Source organism: Campylobacter sp. CFSAN093227, assembly GCF_012897855.1.
Taxonomy (GTDB): domain Bacteria; phylum Campylobacterota; class Campylobacteria; order Campylobacterales; family Campylobacteraceae; genus Campylobacter_D; species Campylobacter_D jejuni.
Genome location: NZ_CP040610.1, coordinates 1,123,627 through 1,138,579, shown reverse-complemented (window position 1 = coordinate 1,138,579; position 14,953 = coordinate 1,123,627). Strand labels below are relative to the sequence as shown.

General features: G+C 30.7%; 15 protein-coding genes. All 15 read left to right on the top strand.

From position 1 onward, the window contains the following. The first annotated feature begins 39 nt into the window (after positions 1–39). Genes flgP through FBF06_RS05955 form a run of 15 tightly spaced genes read left to right on the top strand, consistent with a single transcriptional unit; the run spans position 40 to position 13,992 of the window. A complete protein-coding gene (gene flgP / locus FBF06_RS06025; RefSeq protein WP_002859181.1) occupies positions 40–555 on the top strand; it encodes a flagellar assembly lipoprotein FlgP in 516 nt (171 codons plus the stop codon). Beyond that, the gene (gene flgQ, locus FBF06_RS06020; protein ID WP_002852929.1) at positions 531–980 is read left to right on the top strand and encodes a flagellar assembly protein FlgQ; all 450 of its coding nucleotides are present in this window, start codon (positions 531–533) and stop codon (positions 978–980) included. The genes flgP and flgQ overlap by 25 nt, the downstream gene beginning before the upstream one ends. Before the next feature lie 56 nt (positions 981–1,036). Next, complete coding sequence (gene flgR, locus FBF06_RS06015) at positions 1,037–2,338, top strand: fla regulon two-component system response regulator (RefSeq protein ID WP_168977585.1); 1,302 nt, start codon at positions 1,037–1,039, stop codon at positions 2,336–2,338. After that, a complete protein-coding gene (locus FBF06_RS06010) occupies positions 2,338–3,369 on the top strand; it encodes an aspartate-semialdehyde dehydrogenase (RefSeq protein ID WP_002867161.1) in 1,032 nt (343 codons plus the stop codon). The genes flgR and FBF06_RS06010 overlap by 1 nt, the downstream gene beginning before the upstream one ends. A gap of 8 nt (positions 3,370–3,377) precedes the next feature. Further along, a complete protein-coding gene (locus tag FBF06_RS06005; protein WP_002852919.1) occupies positions 3,378–3,884 on the top strand; it encodes a YqhA family protein in 507 nt (168 codons plus the stop codon). A gap of 52 nt (positions 3,885–3,936) precedes the next feature. Continuing rightward, entirely contained in the window at positions 3,937–4,128 is a 192-nt protein-coding gene (locus tag FBF06_RS06000; protein WP_002853004.1) for a mini-MOMP protein, read from the top strand. Positions 4,129–4,136: 8 nt separating this feature from the next. Continuing rightward, complete coding sequence (locus FBF06_RS05995; protein ID WP_002853050.1) at positions 4,137–4,571, top strand: c-type cytochrome; 435 nt, start codon at positions 4,137–4,139, stop codon at positions 4,569–4,571. A 30-nt stretch (positions 4,572–4,601) separates the two neighbouring features. After that, a complete protein-coding gene (locus FBF06_RS05990; RefSeq protein ID WP_002859183.1) occupies positions 4,602–5,717 on the top strand; it encodes an ABC transporter substrate-binding protein in 1,116 nt (371 codons plus the stop codon). 21 nt (positions 5,718–5,738) lie between these two features. After that, positions 5,739–6,848 (top strand): ABC transporter substrate-binding protein, encoded by a 1,110-nt coding sequence (locus FBF06_RS05985; RefSeq protein ID WP_002852953.1) that lies wholly within the window; start codon positions 5,739–5,741, stop codon positions 6,846–6,848. An 18-nt stretch (positions 6,849–6,866) separates the two neighbouring features. Next, positions 6,867–7,763 carry a branched-chain amino acid ABC transporter permease gene (locus tag FBF06_RS05980; RefSeq protein WP_002852952.1) on the top strand — a complete coding sequence of 299 codons (897 nt, stop codon included), beginning with the start codon at positions 6,867–6,869 and terminating at the stop codon, positions 7,761–7,763. After that, on the top strand, positions 7,763–8,815 hold the full coding sequence (locus tag FBF06_RS05975; RefSeq protein ID WP_052795898.1) for a branched-chain amino acid ABC transporter permease: 1,053 nt from the start codon (positions 7,763–7,765) through the stop codon (positions 8,813–8,815). The genes FBF06_RS05980 and FBF06_RS05975 overlap by 1 nt, the downstream gene beginning before the upstream one ends. Further along, on the top strand, positions 8,812–9,582 hold the full coding sequence (locus FBF06_RS05970) for an ABC transporter ATP-binding protein (RefSeq protein WP_002859185.1): 771 nt from the start codon (positions 8,812–8,814) through the stop codon (positions 9,580–9,582). Before FBF06_RS05975 ends, FBF06_RS05970 begins: the two co-directional genes overlap by 4 nt. Further along, positions 9,569–10,264 (top strand): ABC transporter ATP-binding protein, encoded by a 696-nt coding sequence (locus tag FBF06_RS05965; protein ID WP_168977584.1) that lies wholly within the window; start codon positions 9,569–9,571, stop codon positions 10,262–10,264. The genes FBF06_RS05970 and FBF06_RS05965 overlap by 14 nt, the downstream gene beginning before the upstream one ends. 17 nt (positions 10,265–10,281) lie before the next feature. Further along, entirely contained in the window at positions 10,282–13,527 is a 3,246-nt protein-coding gene (gene ccsA / locus FBF06_RS05960) for a cytochrome c biogenesis protein CcsA (RefSeq protein ID WP_070317357.1), read from the top strand. Positions 13,528–13,542: 15 nt separating this feature from the next. Further along, positions 13,543–13,992 (top strand): hypothetical protein, encoded by a 450-nt coding sequence (locus FBF06_RS05955; RefSeq protein ID WP_079460379.1) that lies wholly within the window; start codon positions 13,543–13,545, stop codon positions 13,990–13,992. Positions 13,993–14,953 lie beyond the last annotated feature (961 nt).

Here is a 14,953-nt window from a genome sequence, read left to right as displayed (position 1 = left end):
TTTATTTTTTACTAATTACAATATTTTGAAGGTGTAAAAATGAAAAAAATTTATTTTATGCTAGCAATAGCAGGAATTTTCGCTGGTTGTGTATCAAGTGCAAACAGTGCAACTAAAAATTCAAGTGCAAATAGCACTGCCCCATCTCAAGATGTTATCGTGCAAAAAGTCGATAAAGATGATGTGCGTGATATTATCAGAGAAGAAAAAATGTTGGCTCCAGATGCTAGCGAAACGGAACTTAGTTTTACAGCAGTTGGTGAAGGGATTGCTCCGATGAATACAGTTTCTACTGCTCAAGCCCTAGCTTTAGCAAAAAGAGCAGCGATTACAGATGCTTACAGACAGCTTGCAAGTAAGCTTTATGGTGTGAAAGTGAATGGTAAAGACACCGTAAAAGATGCAATGCTTAGAAGTTCAACTATTACTGCGCAAGTAAATGGTTTGATAAAAAATGCAAGTATTATTGATCAGAATTTTAATCAAGGGCTTTATAGGGTAAACTTAGAACTTAAAATCGATGCAGACAAGTGGAAAGAATTGTTTGCTTATTAATCTTTCTTAGCTTTAAGCTTTTTGCCCAAGATGAATTTATTTTTTGGGCAGAGCTTTCTAGTAAAAATTTCATTCTCTTTCATCAAAATCAAAATTTATCCTTAGCAATGACGCAAAGCGAAAATGTTGAAGAACAATGGGTATGTGAAATTTCTTATAGTGATCAAGATTTAAAAGTTTTACCTCGAACTTCTTTAGGATTGATTGATGATAATATGCCAAAAACAATTAAATTTAATTTTTTAAATTCTCATAAAGATGAGTTAAGCGATTGCTTTATAGGGGCTAGAATCAGTGTTAAGGATATTGTTAATACTGACTTATTACGTGCTCAAAGTGAAACTTATGTTAAAATTTTACCCTTGCGTTTTACCGTGGAATTTGGCGAACAAAATGCGATAATTTATTATCTTAAAAAAAAGTAAATTCAAAATTAAGCGCAAATTGGATACTATAGTAGAAATTTTTTAAAAGGCTTAGGATGAATTTAGTCATAGTAGAAGATGATATTAATATGCGCAAATCCTTAGAAATTGCATTAGCAGAGTATGAAGAATTTAATATTAAATCTTATAAATCTGCTACTGAAGCTTTAAAAAAAATAGATGAGAATACAGATTTGATTATTACAGATATTAATATGCCAGGAATTGATGGCATAGAATTTGTTAAAGCCTGTGAAAATAAATATGATTTTATTATTATGACAGGAAATGCTACTTTAAGCCGTGCTATAGAAGCGGTTCGTTTGGGAGTAAAAGATTTTTTAACCAAGCCTTTTGATGTTGATACTTTAGTCGAGGCTATTAAGCGTGCTAAAATCATAAGAGAAAAAACAGCCGATAAAAAAAGCAAAAAAAATGAAAAAAAAGAAGAAAATAAAGATTTTTTTTCAACTTCTCCTAATTTAGAAAAAACATTAAATTTAAGTCAAAAAGCGGCTAAAACTGATGCCTCTGTAATGTTTTTTGGAGAGAGTGGAGTAGGAAAAGAGGTATTTTCTCGTTATATTCACACTCATTCTAAACGCTCTAATAAGCCTTTTGTTGCTATTAATATGGCAGCCATTCCTGCAAATTTGATTGAAAGTGAGCTTTTTGGTTTTGAAAAAGGTGCTTTTACTGATGCTAATGCAACTAAAATAGGGCTTTTTGAAATGGCTAATGAGGGCACTTTGTTTTTAGATGAAATTGGTGAAATGCCTTATGAAATTCAAGCTAAACTTTTAAGAGCTTTGCAAGAAAAAGAAATCACACGACTTGGAAGTACAAAAAGCATCAAAATAGATGTAAGAATTATTAGTGCAACTAATGCAAATTTAGATGAAAAAATAAAAAATGGCGAATTTCGTTCAGATTTATATTATCGTTTAAACACTGTTCCTATTAATATCCCGCCTTTAAGAGAGCGTAAAGAAGAAATTTTAGGTATAGCTCAAAAGGTTTTAGAAGATACTTGTAAAGAATATGATTTTAAGGAAAAACAGCTCAGCCAAGAAGCTAAAAATGCTTTACTTGAATATGATTTTCCTGGTAATATTAGAGAATTAATATCCGTTGTACAAAGAGCTTGTATTTTAAGTGAAAATGATGAAATTTCAAGTGAAGATTTGTTCTTAGAAGCTAGAAGTATAAAAAAAGATGTAAAGAATTTAGAAAAAGAATTGATTTGTGAAGTTCTTTTAAGTGTAGATTATGACAAGGATCAAGCTTCTGAAATTTTAGGTATGGATATAAAAATTTTAAATGAAAAAATTAAAAAATATCAAATAAAGGATAAGTAATGTCAAAAAAACAAAAAATAGCCATTGTGGGTGCTACTGGTGCGGTTGGGGAAGAGCTTTTAAATGTTTTAGATGAACTTGATTTCCCAGTGGAAAGTATTTTACCTTTAGCAAGTGCAAAAAGTGTAGGTAGTGAAGTAGAATTTAAAGGCAAAGCTTATAAAGTCAAAGAACTTACCGAAAATGTATTTAAAGAAAATCCTATTGATATTGCTTTTTTTAGCGCAGGTGGAAGTGTGAGTGAAAAATATGCTAAATTTGCAGTAGAATCAGGTGCTATTGTAATTGATAATACAAGTCATTTTAGAATGGAAAAAGATGTTCCTTTGGTGGTTCCTGAATGCAATCCTGAGGATATTAAAGATTGGAAAAAAACAGGGATTATTGCTAATCCAAATTGTTCTACCATACAAATGGTACAAGTTTTAAAACCTTTAAATGATGCATTTAATTTAAAGCGTGTTGATGTAAGTACCTATCAGGCTGCAAGTGGAGCAGGAAAAGAAGGAATGCAAGAATTGGTTGAAGCCATGCAAAGTTTTTTTGCTTTTAAACTTGATGAATTTGAACCTCAAACTTTTCCTTATACTTTAGCACTTAATCTTATTCCACAAATTGATGTTTTTGTGGATAATGATTACACTAAAGAAGAACTTAAAATGGTCAATGAAACTCAAAAAATTTTACATAAAAATTTAGAAGTTTCGGCAACTTGTGTAAGAGTGCCTGTTTTAAGAAGTCATAGCGAAGCCATTACTATGCATTTTGAAAAAGAAATAGATGTAAAAAAAGCTAAAGAAATTTTAGAAAAAGCACCAAGTGTTATTGTCATAGATGATCCTAAAAATAAAAAATACCCTATGCCTTTAATGACTAGCGATACTAATGAAACTTATGTAGGAAGAATTCGTGCTGATGTGTATGATAAAAAAATACTCCATCTTTGGTGTGTGGCGGATCAAATTCGTGTAGGTGCTGCAACAAATGCTGTGCGTATTGCGCAAAAATGGTTAGAATTAAAAAATAAATAAGGAAAAAAATGTTAGAGAAAATATTTGAATCTTTACTTGTTAGAAGTCGTATTGTTACAATTTTACCCGTAATTTTTGGTTTAATTGGAGCTTTTGTATTGTTTTTTATTGCAAGTTATGATGTTTTAAAAGTTATATTTTATACTTATAATTATTTTTTTGATGCAGGTTCTAATGTGGATTTGCATGAGGATGTGGTGGCTTTAATTATAGGAGCTGTTGATCTTTATCTTATGGCTTTAGTTTTGTTTATTTTTTCTTTTGGAGTTTATGAGCTTTTTATCAGCGAAATAGAAGAATTTAAACAAACAAAACAAAGCAAGGTTTTAGAGGTGCATAGCTTAGATCAATTAAAAGACAAGCTTGCAAAAGTTATCATTATGGTCTTAGTGGTAAATTTCTTTCAAAGGGTTTTACAGATGAAATTTGCTACTCCTGTGGATATGGCTTTTCTTGCTGGATCGATTTTAGCTCTTTGTGTAGGACTTTATTTTTTACACAAAGGTGGTCATTAACAAGGATTATCTTTTTTTGATATAATCGTTTTTTTGTGTTTAAAGAATAAAAATGAAAAAAATATTTTTAATTGGTATGATTTTAAATCATTTTGTTTTTGCAGCTCCGTTAGATGAAGTCTTTAAAGATATAGAAGTTTCAGGGACTGTTCGTTATCGCTATGATATTAAAAAAGAAAAAAAATACAACAAAAAAACACATAGATATCAAAATAAAACACAAACAGAAATTACAATAAAATAAGGAAAATCATGATTGCACGCTGGTTGTTTATTAGTTCAATATTTGTTGTTGCGCTTTTTGGTATTAACTTGAAATCATTTTTTACTTATACCTTTGATGCAAATAAGCAATATGATATGGAAAAAGCGAAGGCTTTGTATTTTCAAAATAAATGCAATACTTGCCATGGAGATAATGCTGAAAAGAGTGTTATAGGATCTAGAATTTTAAAAGATATGTCTCCTGAGGATATTAAAGGAGCTTTGATAGGTTATACTCTTGATAGTAGCAGTTCTACAACAGCTTCTCAAATGGCTTTTTATGCTAGAAATTTAAGCCACGAGGATATAGATAATATTATTGCTTATATTAAAGGTGGAAATTTTGCGCTTGATTTGCAAGTAAAAGATCTTCTTGAAGAAGAACCTGCGCAAAAAACAAAACATAATATATTTCTAAAATAAAATGTAAAAACTATAATTAAAAGGAATACTATGAAAAAACTAACTTTAACTTTAAGTGTTTTAACTATGGTAAATTGCTTATATGCTAAGGATATTAATATAGGAGTAGTTTTACCTTTAACTGGAACTGTGGCAGCTTATGGGCAAGATGTTTTTAACGGAATTGAACTGGCTAATAAGCTACAGCCAAAACTTTCAAATGGAGATGTTATTAAACTTATCACAATAGATACAAAAGGAGATAAGCTTGAAACTTCAAATGGAGTTAATCGTTTAATAGCAACAGATAAAGTCCTTGGGATTATTGGTGAAGCTACAACTCCAAATACCATTCAAGCTATTTCTATAGCAGAAGAGAAAAAAATTCCCCTAATAGCTCCAGTGGCATCTGGAGATAAATTGCTAGATAAAAAGAAATATGCAAGTAGAGTTTGTTTTAAAGATAGTTTTCAAGGAGATAAATTTGCTACTTATGTATCTAAGGATTTAGGACTTAAAAATGCTGTTATCATCATAGATCAAAGCAATGTTTATTCTTTAGGTTTGGCAAGAGCTTTTGAAAATTCTTTTAAGAATAATGGTGGGAAAATTATAAAAAAACTTGTTATTAATTCAGGAGATAAAGATTTTAGAGCTGTGGTTTCTCAACTTAAGAGTTTAAATCCTGATTTTGTTTATATGCCTATTTATCATCCTGAAGCTGCTTTAATTGCGAGACAAGCAAGACAAATTGGTTTTGATAAACTTTTAGCAGCAGGAGATGGTGTTAACAATCAAACTTTTATAGATCTTGGCGGAAGTGCTGTTAATGGAGTAATTTTCACTGATAGTTTTGATTATAACAATCCATCTACACAATTAGGAAAAGATTTTGTTGCAGCTTATGAGAAAGTTAAAGGAACAAAAGAACTTCCAGCATTTTCGGCTATGGGGGCTGATGCGTATTTTGTAATGTTAAATGCTATGAATGCTTGCGTTGGTAATCTTAGCAGCGAATGTATTAATAGCAAAATTCATCAAACTAAAGATTTTCAAGCTGTTGGTGGTGTGATTAGCATAGATGAAAGCGGTAATGCCATTCGTTCTGTTGTGATTAAAGAAATTCAAAATCAAAAACAAAATTATAAAACAATTATAAATCCATAATTACTAAAATAAAGGTAGAGAATGAAAAAAAGTTTAATTTTAGCAAGTATTCTAAGTTTAAGTTTAAGTGCTGCGGAAGTCAAAATAGGAGTTGTTTTACCGCTTAGCGGAGCTACTGCAGCATATGGACAAAGCGCACTAGAAGGGATTAAACTTGCAAATTCAATGCAATCAGCTTTAAGTAATGGAGATAAGGTTTCTCTTGCTATTATTGATACTAAAGGTGATAAATTAGAATCTTCGAGTGGAGCAAATCGTTTAGTTTCTCAAGATAAAGTTATAGGCCTTATAGGGGAAATGGTTACTGCTAATACATTGCAAGTTATGCGCGTAGCAGAAGATAATAAAATTCCATTGATCGCTCCTGCTGCAACTGGTGATAGATTGCTTGATAAAAAAATATATTCTTCTCGAGTATGTTTTATGGATAGTTTTCAAGGTTCATCTTTAGCAAAATATGTTTTTTCAAAACTTAATTACAAAAGTGCTGTTATTGTAGTAGATCAAAGCACTGACTATTCCTTAGGTTTAGCAAAAGCTTTTGAAAAACAGTACAAGTCTAATGGTGGTCAAATTCTTAGAATTTTAAGAGTTAATTCAGGTGATAAAGATTTTAGAGCTATTGTAGCTCAAGTTAAAAGTTTAAATCCAGAATTTATTTTTTTACCGCTTTATTATAGTGAAGCTTCTTTATTTGCAAGACAATCAAAACTCGCAGGTTTAAATATTCCTATGGGTTCTGCAGATGGAGTTGCTGATCAAACTTTTATTAGTTTAGCTGGAGATGCAAGCGAGGGTTATATTTTCACAGATAGTTTTGATGCTAATAATCCAACTACAAAATTAAGCAAAGAATTTATCAGTGTTTATGAAAAAGCTAAGGGAACAAAAGAAGTTCCAAATTTTTCAGCTATGGGTGCTGATGCGTATTTTGTAATGCTAAATGCTATGAATGCTTGCGTTGAAAATCTTACTAGTAAGTGTGTCAATGAAAAAATTCACCAAACTAAAAATTATCAAGGCGTTTCTGGTGTTATCAGTATTGATCAAACAGGAAATGCAACTCGTTCTGTAGTGGTTAAAGAAATTAAAAATCAGAAGCAAAATTATAAAGATATTATCAATCCTTAAAGGAAAAATAGAAAGATTATGGATTCTACTTTATTTTTACAACAACTTGTTAATGGACTTAGTTTAGGCAGTATGTATGCCCTTATTGCTGTTGGCTATACTATGGTTTATGGCGTGTTAAGACTTATTAATTTTGCTCACGGCGATATTATGATGGTTGGTGCTTATGCGGCTCTTTTTTGCATGACTAATCTAAATGTTCCTTTTCTAGGAGCTTTGTCTTTAGCAATGATTTTTGCTGCTTGTGTTGGAATAGCTACAGATAGAATCGCTTATAAACCTTTAAGACAGGCTCCTAGAATTTCATTGTTGATTACAGCAATCGGTATTAGTTTTTTCTTGCAAAATCTTTTTAATATGCTTTTTACTTCAACACCTAGAACTTTTACACCGCCAAGTTATTTTGAGGAAAGTGTTAATTTTGGTGGAGTGATAACAACTTATGGTTCTTTAATGGTTCCTGCTCTTACATTTGTTATTTTAATAGCAGTGTTATGGATTTTGTATAAAAGCAAATATGGTATAGCTATTCGTGCTTTGGCATTTGATATACAAACAGTAAATTTAATGGGTATAGATGCAAATCGTATTATTGCTATAGTTTTTGCCCTAGGTTCAGCTTTGGCAGCAGTTGGGGGTGTTTTTTGGGCTGCAAATTATTACTCTGTTGAACCTACTATGGGAACTTTAATAGGTTTAAAAGCTTTTGCTGCCGCAGTTTTAGGAGGTATAGGTTCTGTAGTAGGTGCAGTTTTGGGTGGACTTATTATAGGATTTACTGAAGTTGTTGTTGTGGCTTTTTTTCCAGATTTATCAGGCTTTAAAGATGCATTTGCTTTTATTTTTTTGGTGTTTATATTGTTATTTAGGCCTACGGGAATTTTAGGTATAAATTTTGAAAAGAGTAGGTTTTAATGATGGTTAGAATTAAGGTTTCACATTTAATCTTTTTAATTGCTTCAATTATTTTTATTTTCATTTCTCCTTATATTTTTGGGGACTATGGATTAAACATTGTTAATCAAATTGCTATTTTTATTATTTTGGCTGTGAGTTACAACCTTATTAATGGTATAACTGGACAATTTTCACTAGAACCCAATGGATTTGTTGCGATTGGAGCTTATGTGGCTGCTTTAGTTCTTTTAAGTGCTGATGCAAAAAATGATCAGTTTTTTTTAGATGGTCCTAGTTCTTTTATTTTAGCTATCCATTCAAATTCCTTTATTCTAGCTTTAATTATGGCTGGAATTTGTTCATCTTTACTTGCCCTGATTTTGGCTTTTGCTGTATTTCGCGTGAGAGGGGATTATTTGGCTATTGTAACTTTAGGCTTTGGAATAATTATTAAAATAGCTGCTATTAATTTTCCTTCTATTACTAATGGCTCAAGAGGGCTGGTAGATATTCCACAATTTTCCACGATCTATTGGACAGGTGGTATTGCTATTGTAGCGGTTATTTTAATTTTAAATATAGTTTATTCTAAATATGGTCGTGCAATGAAGGCTATAAGAGATGATGAAGATGCTGCAAGCGCTATGGGAATAAATACTTTTTGGATAAAAACTTTAGCTTTTAGCACTTCAGCATTTTTAGAAGGTGTAGGTGGCGGACTTTTAGCTTGTCTGTTGACTACCGTATCTCCAACTCAATTTGATTTTTTACTTACTTTTCAGCTTTTGATTATTATTGTTTTAGGTGGACTTGGTTCTACTACAGGTGCTATTATAGGTGCGATATTGGTTATTGGTGGAAGTGAATGGCTTAGATTTTTAGATGAGTTAAATATAAAAATAGATTCTTTAAATCTTGATATCCAATCAATGCCAGGGCTTAGAATGGTTGTTTTTTCTATTGTTCTGATTTTAGTAATGCTTTTTGCAAGAAAAGGCATAATGGGTTATTATGAGTTGAGTGATGTGATTAGAGGGATTAAAAAGCGTTTTAAAAGGAGCAAAAAATGATTTTGGAATTAAAACAAATTTCAAAAAGTTTTGGTAGTGTTAAGGCTATTAATGAAACTTCTTTTAAAATCAACGAGGGTGAAATTTTTGCTTTAATTGGACCTAATGGGGCTGGCAAAACAACTCTTTTTAATATTATAACAGGTAACTATAAACCTAGTTCAGGTTCGGTTGAATTTCTAGGAGAAAGAATTGATCACTTAAAACCTCATAAGATTGTGCATTTAGGAATAGCTAGAACATTTCAAAATATTAGGCTTTTTTCAAGCATGAATGTGCTTGAAAATGTTCTTATTGGTTTTAATAAACAAATGAAATATAATATTTTTGAAGCCTTTTTGCATTTAGGGCGTTTTGGAAAAATAGAACAAGTATTTAAAGAGAAGGCTTATGCAATATTAGAAGAACTTGGTATTGCAGAATTTGCCTATGAAAAGGCTGCTAGCTTGAGTTATGGACAACAAAGAAAAGTTGAGATTGCAAGAGCAATGGCTACTCAACCAAGATTATTATTGCTTGATGAGCCAGCCGCTGGGATGAATAGCACTGAGAGTGATGAACTTGCTGAGCTCATTTTTAAATTACGAAAAGATTATAAAATTAGCGTTTTGCTTATAGAGCATGATATGAAATTTGTAAATAAATTGTGTGATCGCGTATTGGTACTTGATTATGGAAAAACAATTTTTGAAGGTAAACTTTGCGATGCTGTAAATCATAAAGAAGTAATTGCTGCGTATTTAGGGGATTTTGATGCTAATAGTTAAAGATTTGCATGTTTATTATGGATTAATTGAAGCTGTTAAAGGGATTGATTTTAAAGTGGAAACAGGTCATATTGTTTCTCTTATAGGTTCAAATGGAGCAGGTAAAACTTCAACTTTAAATGCGCTTTTAAACTCAGTTAAAAGAACTGGTGAGGTTAATTTCTTAGGTTATGATACTAAAAGGCATTTAACTCATACTTTAGTTCAAAAAGGTATAGCTTTAGTTCCTGAAGGAAGGCGTGTTTTTATTAATTTAAGCGTAGAGGAAAATTTAAAAATAGGTGCTTTTAATAATGCTGAAAATTATGAGCATTTAAGAGAGCAAATGTATAAACTTTTTCCAAGACTTGCAAGTAAAAAGCATGCTTTAGCTGGAACATTGAGTGGAGGAGAAGCGCAAATGCTTGCGATTTCAAGGGCTTTAATGAGTGAACCAAAACTTTTGATGTTGGATGAGCCTTCTTTGGGACTTGCTCCAAAGATTGTGGGTGAAGTTTTTGATATTATTGTGCGTTTAAAAGAAGAGGGTATAACTATTCTTTTGGTAGAGCAAAATGCTTATTCTGTATTAAAAATAAGTGATTATGCTTATGTTTTGGAAAATGGTCGCATTGTAATGGAAAACGAGGCTAAAAATTTAATAGGTGATGATGAGATTAGAAAGAAATATTTAGGGCTTTAAAATTTAAAGGAAAAAGAATGAAAAATATAATAAAAAGCATAGGGGATTTAAGAGTTTCGGTTGTATTGTTTTTGCTTTTTGCGCTTTTTTGTGCTTTGGCAACTTTTATTGAAAGTGCTTATGGAACTCCTACGGCTTGGGCAATGGTTTATGATACTTTTTGGTTTGAATATATACAACTTTTACTTGGTATTAATTTACTATGCGGGATGTTTCGTTATAAAATGTTTGGGCTTAAAAAATTACCTTTAATGATTTTTCATATTTCTTTTTTATTTATTTTAGTGGGTTCTGCAATGACAAGATATGCTGGTTTTGAAGGTATTTTACCTATTAGAGAGCATACTCAAAATTCACTTATAGAAAGTTCTAAGACTTCTTTGCGTATTTCTGCTATAAAAGATGGAGAACGCTATAGTGCGGTTAATGATCGTTATATAGGAAATTTGCCTTTTGCTAATTCTTTTAAACTAAAACTTAATTTAGGTGATGATCAAGCTGTATTAAAATATAAAGATTTAATCTTAAATGCTCATTATACTTATAAAGAAAATAATAATTCTGATCCTTTATTGGTTTTGATGCTTTCTCAAAAAGGATCTCAAGGTGTTGATGTTAAATTTGAAAAAGGTGAAGTTAAGAATATAGAAGGGGTTAACTTTGCTTTTATGAACGATAATGTTAAAGCACCTTTTGTAAAAATTGATGAAAATTTAACTTTAAGTTCAAGTGAAAACTTACATTTTCTAAGTATGCTAGATGGACAAAATTTAGACCTTAAAATTGGAGAAAAGGCAAATGCTAAGGAAAGAAGACTTTATGAAATTAATGATATTAGTTTTGTAGTTAAAGCTGCTTCTTTGCATGCGCAAGAAGCTTTAGAAGGTTCCAATAGACCTCAAGATGAAAGTTTTTGGTTATGGTTTAAATCTGCTTGGTTAGAAGTGGGTAGAACTATGTTGATTTCTACTTTTGGCGAGCCTCAAAATTGGAAAAATTCTTTATTATTGCATTTTAAAGATTTTGCCTTAAGCAATAAGAATAAAAACTTAGAATTAACTGGCTCTAATGCTTTAAAATTAGAATTAAGCTATAAAAATGAAAGTAAAGAATTTTATATTTTTGAATATAATAAACCTATTATGATAGAACTTGCAGATCAAAAATTCTTTATTTCTTGGGCGCTTTCTTATGAACAATTGCCTTTTGATATTTATTTAAGAGATTTTGTATTAGATCGTTATCCAGGTTCTATGTCTCCAGCTTCTTATGCAAGTGAAATTACCGTAAAAAATAATAATGAAAATTTTGATTATAGAATTTTTATGAATAATGTTTTAGATTATGATGGCTATAGATTTTATCAAAGTTCTTATGATCAAGATGAAAAAGGGACTGTTTTATCTGTAAATAAAGATCCGGGCAAAATACCGACTTATATAGGTTATTTTCTGCTTTGTCTTGGAATGTTTATGAATTTTTTAAATCCACATTCTAGATTTAGAACTTTGGCAAGATTAATTAATAAAGACACTTTAAAACATACAAGTGTGATTATTTTTATTTTATTGTTATCTTTTGGTTCTGAAAAGACTTTTGCTCAAGATTTAAATTCGACCTTACCTGTGGTAAATACTAATCATGCTAAAGCTCTTGCCACTTTAATAGTTCAAAAATCAGCAGATGGAAGAATGGTGCCTTTTGATACGCTATCAAGAGAAATTTTAGAAAAAATTCATCAAAGTGATAGCTATAAGGATCAAAATTCTAACGCTGTTATGCTTTCCATGCTCGTTGATGTAGATAAATGGCAAATGGAACCTTTTATTTTAATGCCACAAAATCAAGCAGTTCGTGATGCTATTGCAAATATTTTAGAAATTCCTAGTGCTAAATATATTTCTTATAAAGATTTCTTTGATGAGAATAACCGATATAAACTTCAAAAATATGTTGAAAATGCAAATCGTAAAAACCCAAATGCAAGAGGAGTTTTTGATAAGGAAATTATAAAACTAGATGAAAGAGCTAATGTTGTAAATTTAGTTTTTAGTGGTGAATTATTTAAATTTATTCCTATTCAAAATAATCCAAATAATGTTTGGCTTGCACCTTTTTCTGCTGTAACTACTCTTAAGGGGGATGAAGGGCATATTGTTTTGGCTTTAATACAGAATTATTTTAGTGCCGTGGAAAATGCTTTTAAAGATGGTAATTGGACTAGAGCTGATGAAGGCTTGAAATTTATCAAAGAATATCAAGAAAAAATAGGATATAAAGTCATGCCTAGTAAAACCAAGGTTGAAATGGAAATTTTTTCTAATAAGGCTGAAATTTTCGTTAAACTCGCTCCTGTATATTTAATTGCGGGTTTTTTACTTTTGATTCTTGTTTTTTCTAAAATGGTCGTACCGAATTTAAAAATCTCTTTTATATTTAAAGTGGTATATGTTTTAAATGTTTTAGCTTTTGTAATTCATACAGTAGGTCTTGGACTTCGTGCTTATTTATCAGGTCATGCTCCATGGAGTAATGGCTATGAAAGTATGGTGTATATAGCTTGGGCGTTGTCTTTGTCGGGTATATTTTTCTCTAGAAAAAGTCCTATAGCCTTGTCATTAACTTCTATTTTATCTGGTGTTGTATTAATGGTTGCACATTTAAGCGAAATGAATCCGCAAATTACAAATCTTGTTCCTGTGCTTAATTCTTATTGGCTTAGTATTCATGTATCTGTTATTACTGCTAGTTATGGATTTTTAGGACTTTGTGCCTTACTTGGTATCTTTACATTGTTCTTAATGTGTTTTCTTAAGAAAGATGGAAAATATAATCTTAATATTTTGAGAAATATTACAGAGGCTACAAGAATTAATGAAATGGCAATGATTTTTGGACTTTGTTTGCTTACTGTAGGAAATTTTTTAGGTGCAATTTGGGCAAATGAAAGTTGGGGGAGATATTGGAGTTGGGATTCTAAGGAAACTTGGGCTTTAGTTAGTATTTTGGTTTATGCAGCAATTTTGCATCTTAGAATGATTCCAAAATATTGTAATCAATTTGTGTTTGCTTTATGGAGTATGTTTGCTTATTGGGTTATTATTATGACTTATTTTGGAGTAAATTACTTTTTAACAGGACTTCATTCTTACGCCGCAGGTGAAGCGGCTCAAATTCCTAATTATGTTTATTTGGGATTTGCGTTGATGGTGGTTTTAGCTCTTTTTGCAAAAAGGAAGCGAAATTTTGTGGGCAAACTTTAAATGAGCCATATTTTTTTGGTTATTTTTTGTGCTGCTTTAGCGCTTTTATTGTTTTTAGTCATGATTGCTTATCTTATTACAAGTGATGGCAAAAAAACAATTAAAAAGCAAAAAACTAGCCAAAAGCAGCATGTAGCTGAAAAGACTAAAAAATTTGATACAGACTTAGATAAAATGATAATTGCTGCTTCCGATGTTAAACTAACGGATATTGAATTAAAAGAACTTGCCAAACTTTATGTGCAGACACATAAACTTGGTTCAAAAATTTCTAAAGAATTAGATGAAGCAGCAAAAAAGAAACTAGAATTTGTTTCTGCTTTGGCTGCAAATATTAATGCAAGTGCACAAACAGTAAGTTACTTAAATAAAGAACTTAAGAAAATTTCTGGATCTTACAAAAAAGAAATTGATGCTTACGAGCATATGGGATTAGCTAAAAGAAAAATTAAAGAAGATAAATAATATGGTGCGCTCAAGAGGACTGTGATTTATAGTTAAAATAACCAAAAGAACATACTTGAAAAATTAATAATACAAAAAACATATACTTTAACATATACTTTTTAAAAAATAAAATTTTTCAAATATAGAAAATCAATAGAAGAAGAGAAGTTTAGTTAAAAGTTTGTTTGGTAAGCCAAAGGAAAATTATAGCTCCCCTTTAAAAAATGGGAAATCAAGTATTAATAACACTTGACTATAATTATACAAAGTAGTATAATTATTACTATAATTTTGTTTAGCAATTTAATCACCTCCCTTCTGGGCGGTAAATTAACGCTAAAGGGTTGCAGCCCTTTGGCATCTACCTTTTATAATTATACCAAACAAACTCTTTAGCTTCTTAATACATTTTGTTTATAATTGAATCTTATCTTTTAGTATAAGCAAGAAAAATATAAATTAAAAAATAAAATAATTCAATATAAAGGAGATAAGCTTGGTTAAAAGTTTGTTTGATACCGCAGGTAACCCACTCTAGTTTCCCCAAAATGGCGCTTGGTTAATATGCCTTGACTATAAATAAACAAAGCAGTATAATAACCACTAGAATGAGTTTTATGAGCCTCATTGAGTTACCTCCTTTCAGGGGTTTCACAATTTAGCCGTAGGGGGTCAGCCTGCGGCTTAAACCCTTAATGTAATTTACCAAACAAACTCTTTAACTTCTGAAACAATTTATGAAAGATTTTTGTATAAGTTTTAATATTTTATATGAAAATTTAGGTGTAAGCTATAAACAAGAAGCCTTTCGAGCTAGCTAAGAATACTTGGCTTTAGTTAGGAAGCTCCTACTTCTAAGCGTTAGCGAAAGTAGGAGTAATTCACAGTTTTCATTGTTTTAAAATTTTTCTCTTCGTTATTAATAGATAATTTCGATATATCATATCTATCCCAAAAGATAAGCTCTAAGGGTCGTTGT